General features: G+C 66.6%; 15 protein-coding genes and 1 pseudogene. 13 read left to right on the top strand and 3 right to left on the bottom strand.

Translation table 11 applies throughout. The annotated features are described in order from the left end of the window. Positions 1–1,755: autotransporter-associated beta strand repeat-containing protein (locus AC1DJT_RS22530; protein WP_476834900.1), on the bottom strand; the 1,755-nt coding region annotated here is incomplete at its 3' end. Positions 1,756–2,254: 499 nt separating this feature from the next. Next, the gene (locus AC1DJT_RS22535; protein WP_476768856.1) at positions 2,255–2,956 is read right to left on the bottom strand and encodes a response regulator; all 702 of its coding nucleotides are present in this window, start codon (positions 2,954–2,956) and stop codon (positions 2,255–2,257) included. 96 nt (positions 2,957–3,052) lie between these two features. On the opposite strand from AC1DJT_RS22535, the gene AC1DJT_RS22540 reads away from it, so the two are divergent. Beyond that, positions 3,053–4,822: a hybrid sensor histidine kinase/response regulator gene (locus AC1DJT_RS22540; protein WP_476768857.1), complete on the top strand. Its 1,770-nt coding sequence runs from the start codon at positions 3,053–3,055 to the stop codon at positions 4,820–4,822. 45 nt (positions 4,823–4,867) lie between these two features. Here AC1DJT_RS22540 and AC1DJT_RS22545 read toward each other — a convergent pair. Beyond that, positions 4,868–5,107: pseudogene (locus AC1DJT_RS22545) on the bottom strand (EmrB/QacA family drug resistance transporter); the annotation flags it as partial. A gap of 286 nt (positions 5,108–5,393) precedes the next feature. Between AC1DJT_RS22545 and AC1DJT_RS22550 the strand changes: the two are divergent. The 12 genes from AC1DJT_RS22550 to dhaK all read left to right on the top strand — a co-directional run bounded on the left by AC1DJT_RS22550 (position 5,394) and on the right by dhaK (position 15,477). Further along, the gene (locus AC1DJT_RS22550) at positions 5,394–6,701 is read left to right on the top strand and encodes an ABC transporter substrate-binding protein (RefSeq protein WP_476834904.1); all 1,308 of its coding nucleotides are present in this window, start codon (positions 5,394–5,396) and stop codon (positions 6,699–6,701) included. Between the two features lie 136 nt (positions 6,702–6,837). Beyond that, positions 6,838–7,758 carry a carbohydrate ABC transporter permease gene (locus AC1DJT_RS22555; protein ID WP_476834905.1) on the top strand — a complete coding sequence of 307 codons (921 nt, stop codon included), beginning with the start codon at positions 6,838–6,840 and terminating at the stop codon, positions 7,756–7,758. Next, the gene (locus AC1DJT_RS22560) at positions 7,755–8,723 is read left to right on the top strand and encodes a carbohydrate ABC transporter permease (RefSeq protein ID WP_441491142.1); all 969 of its coding nucleotides are present in this window, start codon (positions 7,755–7,757) and stop codon (positions 8,721–8,723) included. Before AC1DJT_RS22555 ends, AC1DJT_RS22560 begins: the two co-directional genes overlap by 4 nt. Positions 8,724–8,731: 8 nt before the next feature. Next, positions 8,732–8,956, top strand: coding sequence for a hypothetical protein (locus AC1DJT_RS22565; protein WP_441491143.1), 225 nt, complete (start codon positions 8,732–8,734; stop codon positions 8,954–8,956). A 3-nt stretch (positions 8,957–8,959) separates the two neighbouring features. Next, complete coding sequence (locus tag AC1DJT_RS22570; RefSeq protein WP_476834901.1) at positions 8,960–10,081, top strand: ABC transporter ATP-binding protein; 1,122 nt, start codon at positions 8,960–8,962, stop codon at positions 10,079–10,081. After that, entirely contained in the window at positions 10,074–11,087 is a 1,014-nt protein-coding gene (locus AC1DJT_RS22575; protein ID WP_441506722.1) for an ABC transporter ATP-binding protein, read from the top strand. The genes AC1DJT_RS22570 and AC1DJT_RS22575 overlap by 8 nt, the downstream gene beginning before the upstream one ends. Before the next feature lie 3 nt (positions 11,088–11,090). Beyond that, entirely contained in the window at positions 11,091–11,693 is a 603-nt protein-coding gene (gene dhaL / locus AC1DJT_RS22580) for a dihydroxyacetone kinase subunit DhaL (RefSeq protein WP_476768859.1), read from the top strand. Between the two features lie 4 nt (positions 11,694–11,697). Continuing rightward, a complete protein-coding gene (gene dhaM / locus AC1DJT_RS22585) occupies positions 11,698–12,096 on the top strand; it encodes a dihydroxyacetone kinase phosphoryl donor subunit DhaM (protein WP_113511725.1) in 399 nt (132 codons plus the stop codon). 53 nt (positions 12,097–12,149) lie between these two features. Next, entirely contained in the window at positions 12,150–12,428 is a 279-nt protein-coding gene (locus AC1DJT_RS22590; protein WP_476834902.1) for an HPr family phosphocarrier protein, read from the top strand. Positions 12,429–12,434: 6 nt separating this feature from the next. After that, positions 12,435–14,039, top strand: coding sequence for a phosphoenolpyruvate--protein phosphotransferase (locus AC1DJT_RS22595; protein ID WP_476834903.1), 1,605 nt, complete (start codon positions 12,435–12,437; stop codon positions 14,037–14,039). Further along, complete coding sequence (locus tag AC1DJT_RS22600; RefSeq protein ID WP_476768861.1) at positions 14,036–14,494, top strand: hypothetical protein; 459 nt, start codon at positions 14,036–14,038, stop codon at positions 14,492–14,494. Before AC1DJT_RS22595 ends, AC1DJT_RS22600 begins: the two co-directional genes overlap by 4 nt. After that, on the top strand, positions 14,491–15,477 hold the full coding sequence (gene dhaK / locus AC1DJT_RS22605) for a dihydroxyacetone kinase subunit DhaK (protein WP_476768862.1): 987 nt from the start codon (positions 14,491–14,493) through the stop codon (positions 15,475–15,477). Before AC1DJT_RS22600 ends, dhaK begins: the two co-directional genes overlap by 4 nt. Positions 15,478–15,636: the final 159 nt, after the last annotated feature.

Raw genomic sequence — 15,636 nt, forward strand, 5'->3', positions numbered from 1 at the left:
GAGTGGCACGATCCGCAGCGTGCCGGCGAGCGAGGCCGTGCCGGTGACGTCGATCCGGTCCGAGACCGCGCCCTGGATCTCGGCAATGTAGGTCGAGCCGGCTCCAAGCGTCAGGTTGCCATTGATCCTCAGCACGCCCGGCGAATTACCGGGCGACAGCGTGCCGTTCACGACCGTTGACGGCAGAGTTCCAGAACCGCCAAGCGTGGCGCCGGCGGCGACCGTCACTCCGGACGAGCTCGCAATCGAGCCGTTCACAATGAGCGTGCCTGAGGTGGCCGAGGTCGCGCCGGCGTAGGTATTGGTGCCCGAAAGCGTCAGCGTTCCCGTTCCGAGCTTGGTCAGGCCGCCTGCGCCCGAGATCACGCCGTCAAAGGTCGAGTTGCTGTCGCCGGATCCCACGCTCAGGCTCCCTGCGCCCAGCGTCACCAGGCCCGCGCCTGCAAGCGTGCCGATCGACTGGTTGAAGCCATGGAGGTCAAGCGTCGCGGCCGACGCCACAGTGATCTGCGAGGACGCGCCGAAGATGCCCGATGCGCCCGCCTGCAAAGTGCCGGCCTGGATCGACCAAGACTGGCTGCCCGATCCTGAGAGTATCCAGGTGCTCGTGCCGCGCTTTTCGAAATCGGTGAAGCCGCGAAACTGAGCGCCCGCGCCGATCAAGGAGACATCGAAGCTGCCATTGCTCGAGCCGCCCAGCGCGAGCACATTGCCGGCGACGCCGCCGGCCAAGACGTTGCCCGTCACAGTCGCGCCAGCCTGCAGCTCGACCCGGTTGTTCGCACCCGTCAGCTGGATCGCATCGGAGCGCCTCAAGCCGTCGCCGGAGAGCCCGCCCGCCACGGCCGCGCCCGCTCCAAGCGTCAGGCTGAGCCCGGAACCGACGATGCCGACGCCGCCAGCGCCGCCGATGACGGGGCCGCTGCTACCCGTACCGCCGGCTCCGCCGTTGCCGCCGACCACCGACGCATTGATCATGGCATGGCCACCGGTCAGGAACTGCAGCCCCACCCCGCCTGCGCCGCCGTGCCCACCAATAGGACCGTTGTATCCGGTAGCCGAGCCACCGGCTCCACCCGAGCCGCCGGTTGCTGCGGCATGGAGGACGAAGCTTCCGCTGTTCAGGAACACCAGGCCGATACCGCCGGAGCCACCATTGCCGCCATGGCCGTACATATAGGTGATATCGTTGTGAGCTGATCCCCCCGTGCCGCCATTGCCGCCCGTCGTMGCGGCATTGATCGTGCCGGTCGCGGCGCCAAGCACTGCACCGAAACCGCCCGCGCCGCCGCCGCCGCCATCGTTCCCACCGTTGGGGGAATAGCCAGCACCACCAGCGCCGCCGTCGCCACCGGAAACCGCATTGAAGGGCAAGCTCGCCCCCGCATCGAGAAAACCGTGCGCCCCGCCACCGCCGCCGCCGCCATTGGCCCCGTTGCGTCCCGCTTGTCCCGATGCTCCTGCGCCCACGCCGCCGGCTCCGCCGGACCCTGGCACACCGTCGCCCGCTCCACCGTTGCCGCCGCTCCAGCCTGCCCCGCCGCCACCTGCGCCGGCGCCGGAATCGCCTCCGTTCCCGCCTCGTCCGCTATAGCTGTCCCCGCCGCCTGGGCTTCTGTTCATACCTCCGCCCTGGCCCCCGTCGGCCCGGGCCAGTGGGATCGACAGGGCGGCCGAAAACGCCACGGCAATTGCGAACTGCGGTCCGACACGGGCCGTGGTCCGGGACAAGGCGCGCTGCAAATGGTCGATCACTCTGTCCGCCAATCATGAGGTTCTCGTGCGATCCCGGAAGCCCGCGGCTTGCCGCCAATGCCGTCGCCGAAAGCCGGGACTGTATGGATGGCGAGGCCTCGGAGAAATACGGCGGATGCCGTATTTCGGCGCCGCGCGAGGGCGATCGTTTGCCGACCATGCGCGAGGCTTGCGCTGACGAAGCCGGTCGAGGCGGCGCATCGGCCGCCTCCCAGGTCGCGGCAGCAGCGCCGAAGAGATGAAATACGGCATCTGCCGTATTGAACGCCGCCTGCGGAGACGCGACAGTGCGGGGCCCGATCCTTCGCCAGGCGGGTTTCTGGTCCCGCCCGAGGTCGCCCTTGTCCGTTAAAGCCGTTCTGTTGCCGCCTTGCTGCTGACGAGGCCGCGGCTACGCAGCCGTCACAGCCCGCGCGGCGACGGCCGGGCTATGCCCGCTAGGGCAGGCGGGCAGGGAACTTGGGGACCGCGGCAGCGTTGGCGGCGGTGCGGTGCCGCGTCAACCGACAGGCAGGCCGACGCGCACCGCATAGGCTGCAAGTTCCGTAGCGCTGTGCAGATCGAGCTTGCGCATGAGGTTCTCCCGGTGCTTGCGGGCAGTGTGGGGGCTGATGCCAAAACGTGCGGCGACGGCGCGGGTCGTGGCGCCACCGGCGATCAGGACCAGCAATTCACTTTCCCGCCGCGTCAGCGCAACAGATGTGGTCGCATCGAACGGGATGCCGCCCGGTGTGCCCGCCCCTTGTTGGAGCGTGGCGTCACGCAGCGGGAGGCTGACATAGGGATGGCCCCGTTGCAGGGCGGCGAGGGCGTTGAACAGCTCGTCGAGATCGCTGCCCTTCACGACATAGCCGTCGGCCCCCGCCGCCAGCGCCGCCTGGGCCATCTGCGGATCGGTGTTCGCCGTCAGGATCAGGATCTTCAGGCGCGGATAGGCCTGGCGCAGCTCGCCGATGGAGCGCAGGCCCGTCAGCCCGGGCATGCCCAGGTCGAGCACGAGAAGCTCGGCCGGCCTGTCCTTCAGCAATGCGGCAAGACTTGCGCCGTCCGCGGCCTCGCCCACGACGGTACGGTCCTGCTGCGTCGCGATCAGAAGCTTCAGCCCTTCGCGGATCAGGACATGGTCGTCGGCCAGAATGATGCGGCAGGCGGTTTCTTCGGCTGGAGCGGCCGGCGTCCTGGACGTGTGGCGAGGAATCATGATGCGTGACTATTCCTTGGGCGCGCGTCACTGGCTACGGGCCCTGCGGCATCACCCCTGCGCGGTGAGCGCTTGCCGGCGCAGGAAGGAGCAATCATGCGGGTCCCGGCGCTGACGCCTGACACCAGCACCCATCTGCGTGCGGCYCTGGTCGAACTCCTCTATCGCCAGTCCGGCTCTATCCTGCTCGCCAATCTCGTGATCCCCTGGCCCGTCGCCTATGTGATGCGCGAGGTGGTGCCKGTCGGCCTGCTGATCGGCTGGATCGGCGCGACCTATCTCCTCACCGGAGCCCGCCTGCTGCTGTCGCGGCGCTATTTCGCCCGGATTGACGGCGAGGCCGAGGCGACGAACTGGGCCCGACGTTTCACGGTCCTGTCGATCCTGTCGAGCCTGCTCTGGGGAGCGCTCGGCTGGTTCGGTTTCGAACCGACGCAGCCGCATCTGATCGCCTTCGTCTGCATCGTGCTGACCGGCTTGTCGGGTGGAGCGGTGCCGTCCCTCTCGGCCTATCCGCCGGCCTATATCGGCCTGCTGATCGCCATGCACCTGCCTTTCGCCCTGCGCTGTCTCATGCAGGAAGGGTCGATCTATTCGGTCTATGCCCTGTTCCAGCTCTGCCTGATCGGCGCCTATCTCTTTTGCTGCCGGGTCACCTACCGTACCCTGAAGGAGACGGTCGCCCTGCGCTTCGAGAATCTGGCGCTGGTGCGCGGGCTCGAGCGCGAGCGGGACCGCGCCACGGCGGCCGACAAGGCCAAGACGCGTTTCCTCGCGGCGGCGAGCCACGACCTGCGACAGCCGGTCCACGCGCTCGCGTTGTTTGCAGCGACGCTCGGAACGCTCGCCCGGCGCGGCGCTGTCGGAAGCCATGAAGCCAGTGGGATCGCCGACAAGCTGGACGCGGCCATCGGCTCGCTCGGCGGGCTGCTGAACGGCCTCATCGACGTTTCGCAACTCGATGCCGGCCTCGTTCCGGTGCGACGGCAGCCGGTTCATCTCGGCAGGATGCTGGCGGACCTGCAGGAGGTCTTCGCACCCCAGGCGCGCCAGCGCGGCATCGATCTGCGCGCGGTACCGGGCGATGCCTGGGGCGATAGCGATCCGGAACTGCTCAGGCGCATCCTCGACAATCTCCTGTCGAACGCGCTCCGCCACGCCCCCGACAGCCGCGTGCTGATCGGCAGTCGCCGTCGCGGGGAGGCGATCGAGATTCTCGTGGTCGATACCGGGCCGGGCATTCCCCAGGAGCAGCATCAGGCCGTGTTCGAGGAGTTCACCCAGCTCGGCAATCCGGAACGCGACCGCGAGCAGGGACTTGGCCTCGGTCTCGCCATCGTTCGGCGCCTGGGGGCATTGCTCGAGCATCCCATCGGGTTGCGCTCCACAGCCGGCAAGGGCTCGACATTCTCCGTGCGGATTCCGCGGATCGATCCGCCGGCCTCGGGGCTGGCGCCGGCGCGGGCGCAGGCCTTCCCGCCCGGTCTTCGCATCATGGTCCTGGACGATGATCCTCAGGTGCTTGACGCCAATGTCAGCCTGTTGACGGCCTGGGGCCACGAGGCCATCGCCGGGACGGACGTCGAGGAGCTTTGCCGGCGCCATGCCAAGGTGGGCGCAGGCAGGGTGGACCTGATCATCGCGGATTATCGGCTCAAGGCCGGGCTGACCGGCAGCGAGGCCGTCGAACGCCTGGCGGAAAAACTGGGATATCGTGCCCGGGCGCTGATCGTCACCGGCGACACTATGCCGGAGCGGCTGCGGGAGCTGAACGCGACCGGATACCGCGTGCTGCACAAGCCCGTCGCGCCGGACGCCCTGCAGGCGGCGATCCGGCAATCCGGCTCCGGCCACGCGGCCGACTGAAGGCTCTCACCCTGGCCGCAATCGCAACCGGCAGGGCCGAGCCTTTCAATGCGCGGCCGCTGCGCCGCCGCCTGGGCCCTTCCTGGCGAACAGGACCACGATCGCGGCGAGGACCAGCATGATGCCGATGATGGCGAGGCTGTCGCCGAGCACCAGGGCCTGGCGCTTCGCGGTCTTGCCGCGCGCGATGACCGCCTGGCCGATGATGTTGGAGTGGAACTGCTCGCGCCTGATGATGATCGTGCCAAGCACGGCGGCACCGACCGCGCCACCGAGATTGTCCAGCGCGGCCTCGACTCGGCCATGCCCAACAGTTCACTGAACTTGTGCATCGCAATAAAAACGGTTGCACTGCAATATGTTGTCCGGGGTCGTCGTTGCTTGACATGTTTAGTGATTGAGAGTTCACTAAACAAATCGCTGAACTTGGACGGCTCGTTCCGAGGCGGCGTGAGGAAACATCCCGCGTCGGCTGTGCCCTTCGCGGTCGCGCAGGTTCGCCCGTCACCMCAATGACGGCTGGTGACGGCACGCCAAGGGAGGGAAGCACATGACACAATTCAGGACATGGATGCTGGCCGCGACCATTGCCGGGAGCGCGGCACTTGCTGCCCCCGGGGCCCAGGCACAGGGCAAGTCGCTGACGCTCTGCTGGGCGGCCTGGGATCCGGCCAATGCGCTGGTCGAACTCTCCAAGGACTTCACCGCCAAGACCAATATCGCGATGAAGTTCGAGTTCGTGCCCTGGCCGAATTTCGCCGACCGCATGCTCAACGAGCTCAATTCCAAGGGCAAGCTCTGTGACCTGATCATCGGTGACTCGCAGTGGATCGGTGGCTCCGCCGAGAACAAGCACTATGTGAAGCTGAACGATTTCTTCGCCAAGGAAGGCATCAAGATCGACGACTTCATGCCGGCGACAGTCACCGGCTATGCCGAATGGCCGAAGAACACGCCAAACTACTGGGCGTTGCCGGCTATGGGCGATGCGCTCGGCTGGACCTACCGCAAGGACTGGTTCTCCAGGCCCGAGTTGCAGGCCGAATTCAAGGCGAAGTACAACCGCGAGCTCGCGGCGCCGAAGTCCCAGACCGAGCTGAAGCAGATCGCCGAGTTCTTCCAGGGCCGCGACATCGACGGCAAGAAGGTCTATGGCGCGGCCATCTTCACCGAGCGTGGCTCGGAAGGCATCACGATGGGCGTCGCCAACGCGCTCTATCCGTWCGGCTTCAAATATGAGGACCCGAAGAAGCCCTACGCCATGGCCGGCTTCGTCAACTCCGAGGACGCCGTGAAGGGCCTGGAGTTCTACAAGTCCCTGTACAAGTGCTGCACCCCGCCGGGCTACTCCAACGCCTATATGCAGGAGGGTCTGGACGCTTTCAAATCCGGGCAGGCGGCCTTGCAGATGAACTGGTTCGCCTTCTTCCCCGGCCTGTACAAGGATCCGAATGTCGGCGGCGACAAGATCGGCTTCTTCGTCAATCCGCCTGAGAAGGAGAAGGGCTCGCAGCTCGGCGGGCAGGGCCTCTCGGTCGTCGCCTACTCGCCGAACCAGGCCGAGGCGCTGTCCTATGTCAAATGGTTCGCCTCGCTCGATGTGCAGAAGAAGTGGTGGGAGCTCGGCGGCTATACCTGCCACAAGGGCGTGCTGAACGATCCCGGCTTCGCCAAATCTGCGCCCTTCGCGGCCGATTTCCTCGTCGCCATGGGCCAGGTCGTCGATTTCTGGGCCGAGCCCTCCTACGCGCAGCTGATGCAGGCGGAGCAGGCGCGCATCCACGACTATGTCGTGGCGKAGAAGGGCACAGCCAAACAGGCGCTCGACCTGCTGATCCAGGATTGGACCAAGGTCTTCAAGGAAGACGGCAAGTTCTGACGTAAGCGGGGCTTTCCCCCCAGCCGAACCGGGGCTGCGCCTCTCACAGGCGGCGCAGCCAGTTCCCGACCTTGCCTTTGAACGGTGCTGAGTCATGAATGCGAGCGACGTCACCGGCATCAGGAGCGCGGCAGCGATGCGCGCAGCCTATCCCCCGATCGCCCACCGGGTCCGGGGCCTCAGCGACAGGGCGATCGCCTGGATCTTCATCGCGCCGACGATGATCCTCCTGCTCGTGATCAACCTGTTTCCGCTGATCTGGACGATCCAGCTCTCCTTCACCAATTACCGCGCCAATCGCCCCAATGCGCCGCTGSGCAATGTCGGGATCGAGCACTACCAGACGATCCTGTCGGATCCCGAAATCTGGCAGCGCATGCAGGCGACGGCGCATTTCGTGTTCTGGACGATCCTGCTGCAGATGGTCATCGGCTTCGCGCTGGCCTATCTGATCGACCGCAAGTTCCGCGGCCATGGCTTCTGGACCACGCTGATCCTGATCCCGATGATGCTCTCGCCGGCGGTGGTCGGCAATTTCTGGACCTTCCTGTACCAGCCGCAGATCGGCCTGTTCAATTACGTGGTCTCGTTCTTCTCCGGCATTCCGCCGTCCTCCTTCCAGATGCTCGGCGATGTGACCCTGAGTCCCTGGGCGATCATCATCGTCGATACCTGGATGTGGACGCCCTACGTGATGCTGATCTGCCTCGCAGGCCTGCGCTCGATCCCGGACTACATCTACGAGGCAGCGGAGGTCGACCGGGCCAGCAACTGGCGGCAATTCATCTCGATCACGCTGCCGATGTGCCTGCCCTTCATCATGCTGGCCGTACTCTTCCGCGGTATCGAGAACTTCAAGATGTTCGACATGGTCAATCTTCTGACCTCCGGCGGACCGGGCTCGACCACTGAACTCGCCTCGATCACGCTGAAGCGCGCCGCCTTCGAGGCCTGGCGCACCGGCTATTCCTCCGCCTTCGCAATTATCCTGTTCGTCGCCGTGTTCGGGCTGGCGAACATCTATGTGAAGGCGCTGAACAAGGTGAAGGCACGATGAGCGGCGCTCTCTCCACGGCCCATTCCGTCGTCGCGCCGAGTGGTCGCGTCAAGCTGCTGGCCGGCACCATCGTCGCCCTCTACGCGCTGGTGGCGATCGTGCCGCTGCTCTGGATCGGTCTGACCAGCATCAAGACGCCGCCCGATTCGATCTCCTACCCACCCAAGGTCGTGCCCTTCCTGCATTTCGAGCCTTCGATCGAAGGCTATTGCAACCTGTTCAACACGCGCTCGCGCCAGACGGCGGACTACCTTGCCTCGCTCCCGCCTGCGAATTCCGCCTGCGAGGAGATCACCCGTTCGCGCAGCATGGTGGTCGTCGGCCCGTCGAACTACGTGCCGCGCTTCGTCAATTCGCTGATCATCGCCTTCGGCTCGACGCTGCTCTCGGTCGGCCTGGGTACCTGCGCGGCCTATGCCTTCTCGCGTTTCAAGGTGCCGCTGAAGGACGACCTGCTGTTCTTCATCCTGTCGACACGGATGATGCCGCCGATCGCCGTCGCGATCCCGATCTTCCTGATGTATCGCGAACTCGGCCTTTCCGACACGCGGCTGGGAATGATCCTGCTCTACACCTCGGTCAATGTCTCGCTGGCCGTCTGGCTGCTCAAGGGCTTCATCGACGAGATCCCGCGCGAATACGAGGAAGCGGCGATGATCGACGGCTATACGCGGCTGCAGGCCTTCCGCAAGGTCGTGCTGCCTCAGGCCACGACCGGCATCGTCGCGACCGCGATCTTCTGCCTGATCTTCGCCTGGAACGAATATGCCTTCGCCGTTCTGCTTACCTCGGGCACGGCGCAGACCGCGCCGCCCTTTATCCCGATCATCATCGGGGAGGGCGGGCAGGATTGGCCGGCCGTGGCGGCCGGAACGACGCTGTTCCTGATACCGATCCTGGTTTTCACCGTGCTGCTGCGCAAGCACCTCCTGCGCGGCATCACCTTCGGGGCGGTGCGCAAATGAACCTGCAAATGAACCGGCATCTGAGCCATCCCCGGGAGCGCGAAGGCGCGGCCGCGTCGCGCTGGCCGAAGGCGCTGCGACGCGGCCCGATGGAAACACTGGCGACGGTGCTGATCTCGGCCGGCGTGCTGATGCTGCTGCAGCCCTTCTCGCTTGCGCTCTACGGCTATTCCTTCGTCACGACCCTGATCGGCGTCGTCATGTTCACCTTCGTCACCAAGTTCCCGGAGTGAGCCATGGCCGAGATCCGGGTCGATAATCTGGTGAAACGGTTCGGCGCCTTCATGGCGGTGCGCGATACCAGCTTCACGGTCGAGGATGGCGATTTCTTCTGCCTGCTGGGTCCGTCGGGCTGCGGCAAGACCACGACATTGCGGATGGTTGCGGGGTTGGAACTGCCATCCTCCGGCAGCATCCAGCTCGACGGCGAGGACGTCACCTTCAAGCGGGCGCGCGAACGCGACATCGCCATGGTGTTCCAGCTCTTTGCGCTCTACCCGCATATGAACGTGCGCAAGAACATCAGTTTTCCGCTGGTCTCGATGGGCGTGCCCAGGGACGAGACGAGACGGCGCGTCGAGGAAGCGGCGCGCGTGCTGCGCATCGAGCATCTGCTCGACAAATCGATATCCGGCMTTTCCGGCGGCGACCGGCAGCGGGTCGCGCTCGGCCGCGCCATTGTGCGCGAGCCGAAGGCCTTCATGATGGACGAGCCATTGGGCGCGCTCGACGCCGAGTTCCGCCATCTGATGTGCGGCGAGCTGCGCGCCCTACACGACCGGCTGAAGGCGACGACGGTTTACGTCACCCACGACCAGCTCGAGGCCATGTCGATGGCCGACAAGATCGCGGTGATGAATGATGGCGTGATCGAGCAGCTCGGCTCGCCGCAGGAGATCTATGACCGGCCGAACTCGATGTTCGTCGGGGATTTCATCGGCTCGCCAGCGATGAACTTCGTTCGTTTCGACGGCGCAGCGATTGCGGGCTCGACCTCGGTCAGCATCGATGCCGCCTCCGTGACCTTGCCGGAACTGCGCGAGAGCCACGCGCCCGKGCCGCTGGCGCTGGGGGTGCGGCCGGAGCAGATCGTCATCGGCGATCCCGGCCGGCAAGGCAGCGCCCTTCCGGGCGAGATCTTCGGCACCGAATATCTCGGCACGACCCAGATCGTGACGGTCGCCACCCCGCGCGGCAAGCTCAAGGCGCGCTTGCCCGCCCATATGCCGGTTGTCGCCGGCGACCGCGTCAGTMTCTCGTTCAGGCCGGAGCGGCTGTCGCTGTTCGATGCGGCGACGGGGAAGGCGATTCGCTCCGCCTTGCATGAGGCCGGCACGACGAGGCGCACCCATGGCTGAAGTCACGCTGACGCAGGTCTCGAAGCGGTTCGGCGCGGTGCAGGCCGCGAGCGACCTGTCGCTTACCATCGCCGATGGCGAGTTCGTGGTGCTGCTGGGGCCGACAGGCGCTGGCAAGACGACAGTCTTGCGCCTCGTCGCCGGGCTGGAAACCCCGGATGACGGCCGGATCTTCATCGGCGGCGTCGACGTCACCGCGCTGCCGCCGGCGGCGCGCGACGTCACTTTCGTGTTCCAGCAATATTCGCTCTATCCGCATCTGAGCGTCTTCGACAATCTCGCGTTCCCCTTGCGTTCGCCGACACGGCGCACGCCGGAGGACGAGATCCGGCGCGCGGTCGGCCATGTCGCAAAGCTGCTCAGGATCGAGGACAAGCTGCAGAACCGCGCGACACAACTCTCCGGCGGCCAGATGCAGCGCGTCGCGATCGGCCGCGCTCTGGTGCGCAGCCCGTCCATCTACCTGATGGACGAGCCGCTCTCCTCGCTCGATGCCAAGCTGCGCGCGGAATTGCGCATCGAGCTGAAGCATATCCAGCAGGACCTGGGCGCGACCATCCTCTACGTCACCCATGACCAGACCGAAGCGATGACGCTGGCTTCGCGGATCGGCGTGATCAACCAGGGCCGCCTCGTGCAGATCGGCACGCCGCGCAGCATCTATGAGGACCCGGCCGACATCTATGTCGCCACCCGGCTCGGCAGCCCCGGCATCAACCTGCTGCCGCGCGCACTCTTTCCCAATCTGGAGGCGCCGGCGAGCACGACCACGATCGGCGTGCGCACCGAGCATCTCGCCATCGCCAAGGCGGGCAACGGCGCGGTAACGGGCAAGGTCAACTGGATCGAGCGGCTCGGCGACCAGAACCACCTGCATATCGCGGTGAACCAGCAGCAGATCGTCAGTCTGGTCGATCCCGATGAAGGACTGGATGTCAGCGACGAGGTCAGCGTGAGCCTGCTCAGGCCGCTGTTCTTCGATGCCGACGGCCAGAGGGTGAGGTGAACCATGGATGGCGCGCTGAAGAAGAGGCTGATCGAGGCCATGACCGGGGCGATCGTCGGCCATGCCGATGAATTGACGGCGCTCGATCAGGCTATTGGCGACGGTGACCACGGCCTGAACATGAAGCGCGGTTTCGAGGCCGTGCTGGCGGACATGGATCCGATCGCGGCAAAGCCCTTGCCCGACGCCCTGAAGGCTATCGGCACGACATTGGTCATGAAGGTCGGCGGCGCCTCGGGGCCTCTCTACGGCACATTGTTCATGGCGCTGGGCAAGGAGCTGCCGTCAGAGCCGACGGTTGCGGATCTGGCGCGAGCGCTGGCCGCGGCTATCGAGGCCGTGAAGGCACGCGGCAAGTCCGATTTCGGCCAGAAGACCATGCTCGACGTGCTGGCGCCGCTCCAGGTCGCCCTCGCTCAGGGCGGCGCCGATCTCACGAAGCGCCTTCCCGAGGTCGTGAAGGACGCGGCCGAGGCGACGGTTCCGCTCAGGGCCATTCGCGGACGCGCCTCGTTTCTGGGCGAGCGTTCGGTCGGCCATATGGACCCCGGGGCACGCTCATCGGCGCTGCTCGCCACCGCAATCTGCAATGCCATCGGAGCCTGAAATCATGCCAGCCAGCAAGAATGTCGGCATCGTCATCGTGTCGCACTCGGCCAAGGTCGCCGAAGGCGCCGCCGACATGGTCCGCCAGATGGTCGGCGACAATGTCCCGCTCGCCGCGGCCGGGGGCAATGCCGAAGGCGGCCTCGGCACCGATGTCGCCGCCATCATGGCTGCGATCGACAAGGCATGGTCGGAGGCGGGCGTCGCCATCCTGGTCGATCTTGGCGGGGCCGAGACCAATAGCGAGATGGCGGTGGAAATGATGCCGGAGGAGCGGCGCGAGCGCATCGTCATCTGTAATGCCCCCATTGTGGAAGGCGCCGTGATGGCCGCGACCGAAGCGTCCGGCGGCTCGCCGCTGGCGGTCGTGCAGGCGACCGCCGAGGAATTGATGTCGGCATGAACGAGATGTCGGCCAATGCCAGCCAGAGGCAAGGTAGCGAGAGGAATGAAGGGATGCAGGAGGTGACGGCCAGCGCCCTGCTCACCAACAAGATCGGGCTTCATGCCCGGCCCTCGGTGAAGCTTACCCAGACCGCCAAGCGCTTCGGCTCCCGTATCGAGGTGGCCACCAGCGCGGCCGGCCCGTKGACCGATGCCAAGAGCCCGGTGAAGATCATGCGCGTCAAGGCGGCCAAGGGTGAAGTGCTGCATTTCAAGGCCAGCGGCGACGATGCGTCCGCGGCGCTGGCCGCGCTCGTCGATATCGTCGCACGCAAGTTCGACGAGGAGTGAGGCGTGATGGAACGCCGCCTTTCCGGCCTCGCCGCATCGACCGGGATCGCCTTCGGCCCGGCGGTGATCTTTCGCGCCGTCGGCGAGATGCAGCGCAAGACGGGGCCGGTCGCAAGCGAGCGACAGGCCCTGGCGGATGCGGTTGCCGCCTCCCTCCAGGCGGTCACGGGTTTGGCTGCCAGCCTTCACGGCGAGGCCGCCGATATCGTGGGCTTCCAGGTGGCGCTGCTTGAGGACGATGCCCTGACCGAGGGGGCCTTTGCCGCAATCGAGAGTGGTGTGCCGGCCGACGCGGCCTGGCGCCAGGCGCTGGCGGACGAGATCGCAGGCTATGAGGCGGCCGACGACGCCTATTTCCGCGCCCGCGCCGCAGATCTGGCAGATATCCGGGACCGGGTTCTGCGCCAGCTTTTCGGCTTGCCCGAGCTGACGGATGCGCCGCCCGGCGCCGTCATCCTGGCTCAGGACCTGCCGCCCTCCGCCTTCCTCGGCATCGATTGGTCGCAAGGTGGCGGCATCGTGCTCGGGGCCGGCAGCCCGACCAGCCATGTCGCCATGCTGGCGCGCGGGCGTGGCGTGCCGATGGTGGTCGGCATCGGCTCCGACTGGGAGGCGGTCTCCGGCACGGTCGTCGTCGACGGCATGGCGGGCCTCGTCCTGACCGGACCGTCGCGTGCGAGCATCGACGCGGCGCGGCAGCGGGCAGACGAACTCGGCCAAGTGCGGACCCAGGCGGAAACCCGCAAGCGCGAGCCTGCGCTGACCCGCGACGGGACCCCGATTACCGTGATGGTCAATGTCGCGGGGATGGCCGATGTCGCCGGCTTCCCGGCCGAGGCCTGCGACGGCATCGGCCTGACCCGCAYGGAGTTTCTGGTCGAGCAGGCGTTGCAGGATGAGGCGCGCCAGTTCGAGGCCTATGCCGGGTTGCTGCACTGGGCGGCCGGCCGGCCGGTGACGATCCGCACGCTCGATGCCGGTGGCGACAAGCCCATCGCCGGCTACACGCTCGATGGCGAGACCAATCCCTTTCTCGGCCTGCGCGGCATCAGGCTGTCGCTGCGCCATCCCGGAACTTTTCGCGTCCAGTTGCGCGCATTGGCCCGGGCGGCGAGCCTCGGCCCGCTCAAGATCATGCTGCCCATGGTGACGGCAGCGCGGGAACTGGAGGAGGCGAGGGGGCTGCTGGACGGCGTTCTCTCGGAACTTGCGGCCGACGGCGTGCCGCATGGCGCGCCCGCACTCGGCATCATGGTCGAGATTCCCGCGGCCGCCGTGGCGGTCGCGAGCTTCGACGCCGCGTTTTTCTCGATCGGCTCGAACGATCTGACKCAATACGCGACTGCTGCCGCGCGCGATKGGGCGGAGGTCGCGGCCTATGCCGATGTCCTGCATCCCGGCGTGCTTGCGATGATCGCGCATGTCGCGCGCCATGGTGCGGAGCAGGGTCGGGAGGTCAGCCTCTGCGGCGACGCGGGAGGCGATCCGCGCGCCATCGCCGCCTTGCTGCGGGCCGGCGTCCGGGCGGTATCGGTCTCTCCCGGGCAGCTGGCGCTGGCAAAGGAAGCGATCCGCGCGGTCGATCTCTCGCAGCCAGGGGCGGACGCATGACAGGCTTGGAAACCCTTGCCAGCGTGCCTTCGCCCTTGGCCGAGTACAAGGCGATCCTGCGCGCGGTCATCGAGAACCGTCCTTCCGGCACACGGCAGCGACTGGCGGAAGCCCTCGGCAAGAACCGCAGCTTCATCTCGCAGATCGTCAACCCGGCCTATGTCACGCCCGTGCCGGTCCAGCATCTGGAGACGATCTTCCATGTCTGCCATTTCGCGCCCTCGGAACGCGAGGCCTTCCTGAATGCTTACCGGGCCGCCCATCCCGGGCGTCTCGAGGTGGTCGACACCGCCCGGCCGATGCGCCGGCTCGTGGTCGAATTGCCGGATTTCGGCAGCGCCGACCTGAATGCCCGGGCCGACCATATCGTGCTGGGGGTCGCGCGCGGCCTGGTCTCGCTGATTCCGGTCGCGGCCGATGACGACGAAGCCGAGATGCGGGGGGAGAGCCCATGAAGAAGCTGATCAACGCGGTCGACAGCATCCTGTCGGAGAGCCTCCAGGGACTTGCCGCCATCCACGGCGATATCCTCATGCTTGGCGAAGAGGAGAAGTTCGTTCGGCGCAAGGCACTGATGCCGGGCAAGGTCGCGCTGATCTCGGGCGGGGGCTCGGGCCATGAACCCCTGCATGCCGGCTTCGTCGGCACCGGCATGCTCGATGCCGCCTGCCCGGGCCAGGTCTTCACCTCTCCGACGCCAGACCAGATGCTTGCGGCCGTCAACGCCGTCGCCACCTCGGCGGGCTCGCTCTTCATCGTCAAGAACTATGAAGGCGACGTGATGAATTTCGAGATGGCCGCCGAGATGGCCGAGACCCCGGTTGCGACGGTCATCACCGATGACGACGTTGCGGTCCCGGCCTCGATCTATTCCACCGGCCGGCGTGGCGTCGCCGGCACGCTGATCGTCGAGAAGATGGTCGGCGCGGCCGCCGAGCAGGGCCGTGATCTGAACGCGCTGAAGTCGCTCGGCGACGAGGTCAACCGGCGCACCCGCTCGATGGGCGTGGCGCTGACCTCCTGCACCGTGCCCGCAGCCGGYAAGCCGACCTTCACACTCGCCGAGGACGAGATGGAGATGGGCGTCGGCATCCACGGCGAACCGGGCCGGCGGCGCGTGAAGCTGGCAACCGCGGATGCCATCGCCGACGAGATGATGGGCGCGATCCTCGACGATCTCTCCCTGAAGAACGGCACGCCCTGCCTGCTGCTCGTCAACGGCTTCGGCGGGACTCCTGCCATGGAGCTCTATCTGATGGCCAATGCTGCAAGGCGCGTCATGGCGGGGCGCGGTCTCTCGATCGCGCGCGGGTTGGTAGGCTCTTACGTCACCTCATTGGACATGGCGGGCTGTTCGCTGACGGTGACGGCGCTGGACGACAGCCTGATCCAGCTCTGGGACGCGCCCGTCCATACGGCCGCGCTCCGCTGGGGGTAGGCGCCGCACCGTTCCGCATGCCGGCCATCGCTGGGAGGCCCGATGTCCGGTTGCGGCGCACGGCCCGGCAGTCTGCCCAACCCCGCGCGGATCAGATCTGGATGCCGTCCGGCAATCCGCCCAGTTCCTTGAGCGTGATCGGCCGGCCCTGCTTGACGC

This window comes from Allobosea sp. 05T422_2, from assembly GCF_056396265.1.

Excerpts from the sequence above, each read along its gene's own strand:
- AC1DJT_RS22535 (WP_476768856.1), bottom strand. The coding sequence starts at position 2,956 with ATGATTCCTCGCCACACGTCCAGGACGCCGGCCGCTCCAGCCGAAGAA.
- AC1DJT_RS22560 (WP_441491142.1), top strand. The coding sequence starts at position 7,755 with ATGAGCGGCGCTCTCTCCACGGCCCATTCCGTCGTCGCGCCGAGTGGT.
- AC1DJT_RS22565 (WP_441491143.1), top strand. The coding sequence starts at position 8,732 with ATGAACCGGCATCTGAGCCATCCCCGGGAGCGCGAAGGCGCGGCCGCG.
- AC1DJT_RS22575 (WP_441506722.1), top strand. The coding sequence starts at position 10,074 with ATGGCTGAAGTCACGCTGACGCAGGTCTCGAAGCGGTTCGGCGCGGTG.
- dhaL (WP_476768859.1), top strand. The coding sequence starts at position 11,091 with ATGGATGGCGCGCTGAAGAAGAGGCTGATCGAGGCCATGACCGGGGCG.
- dhaM (WP_113511725.1), top strand. The coding sequence starts at position 11,698 with ATGCCAGCCAGCAAGAATGTCGGCATCGTCATCGTGTCGCACTCGGCC.
- AC1DJT_RS22600 (WP_476768861.1), top strand. The coding sequence starts at position 14,036 with ATGACAGGCTTGGAAACCCTTGCCAGCGTGCCTTCGCCCTTGGCCGAG.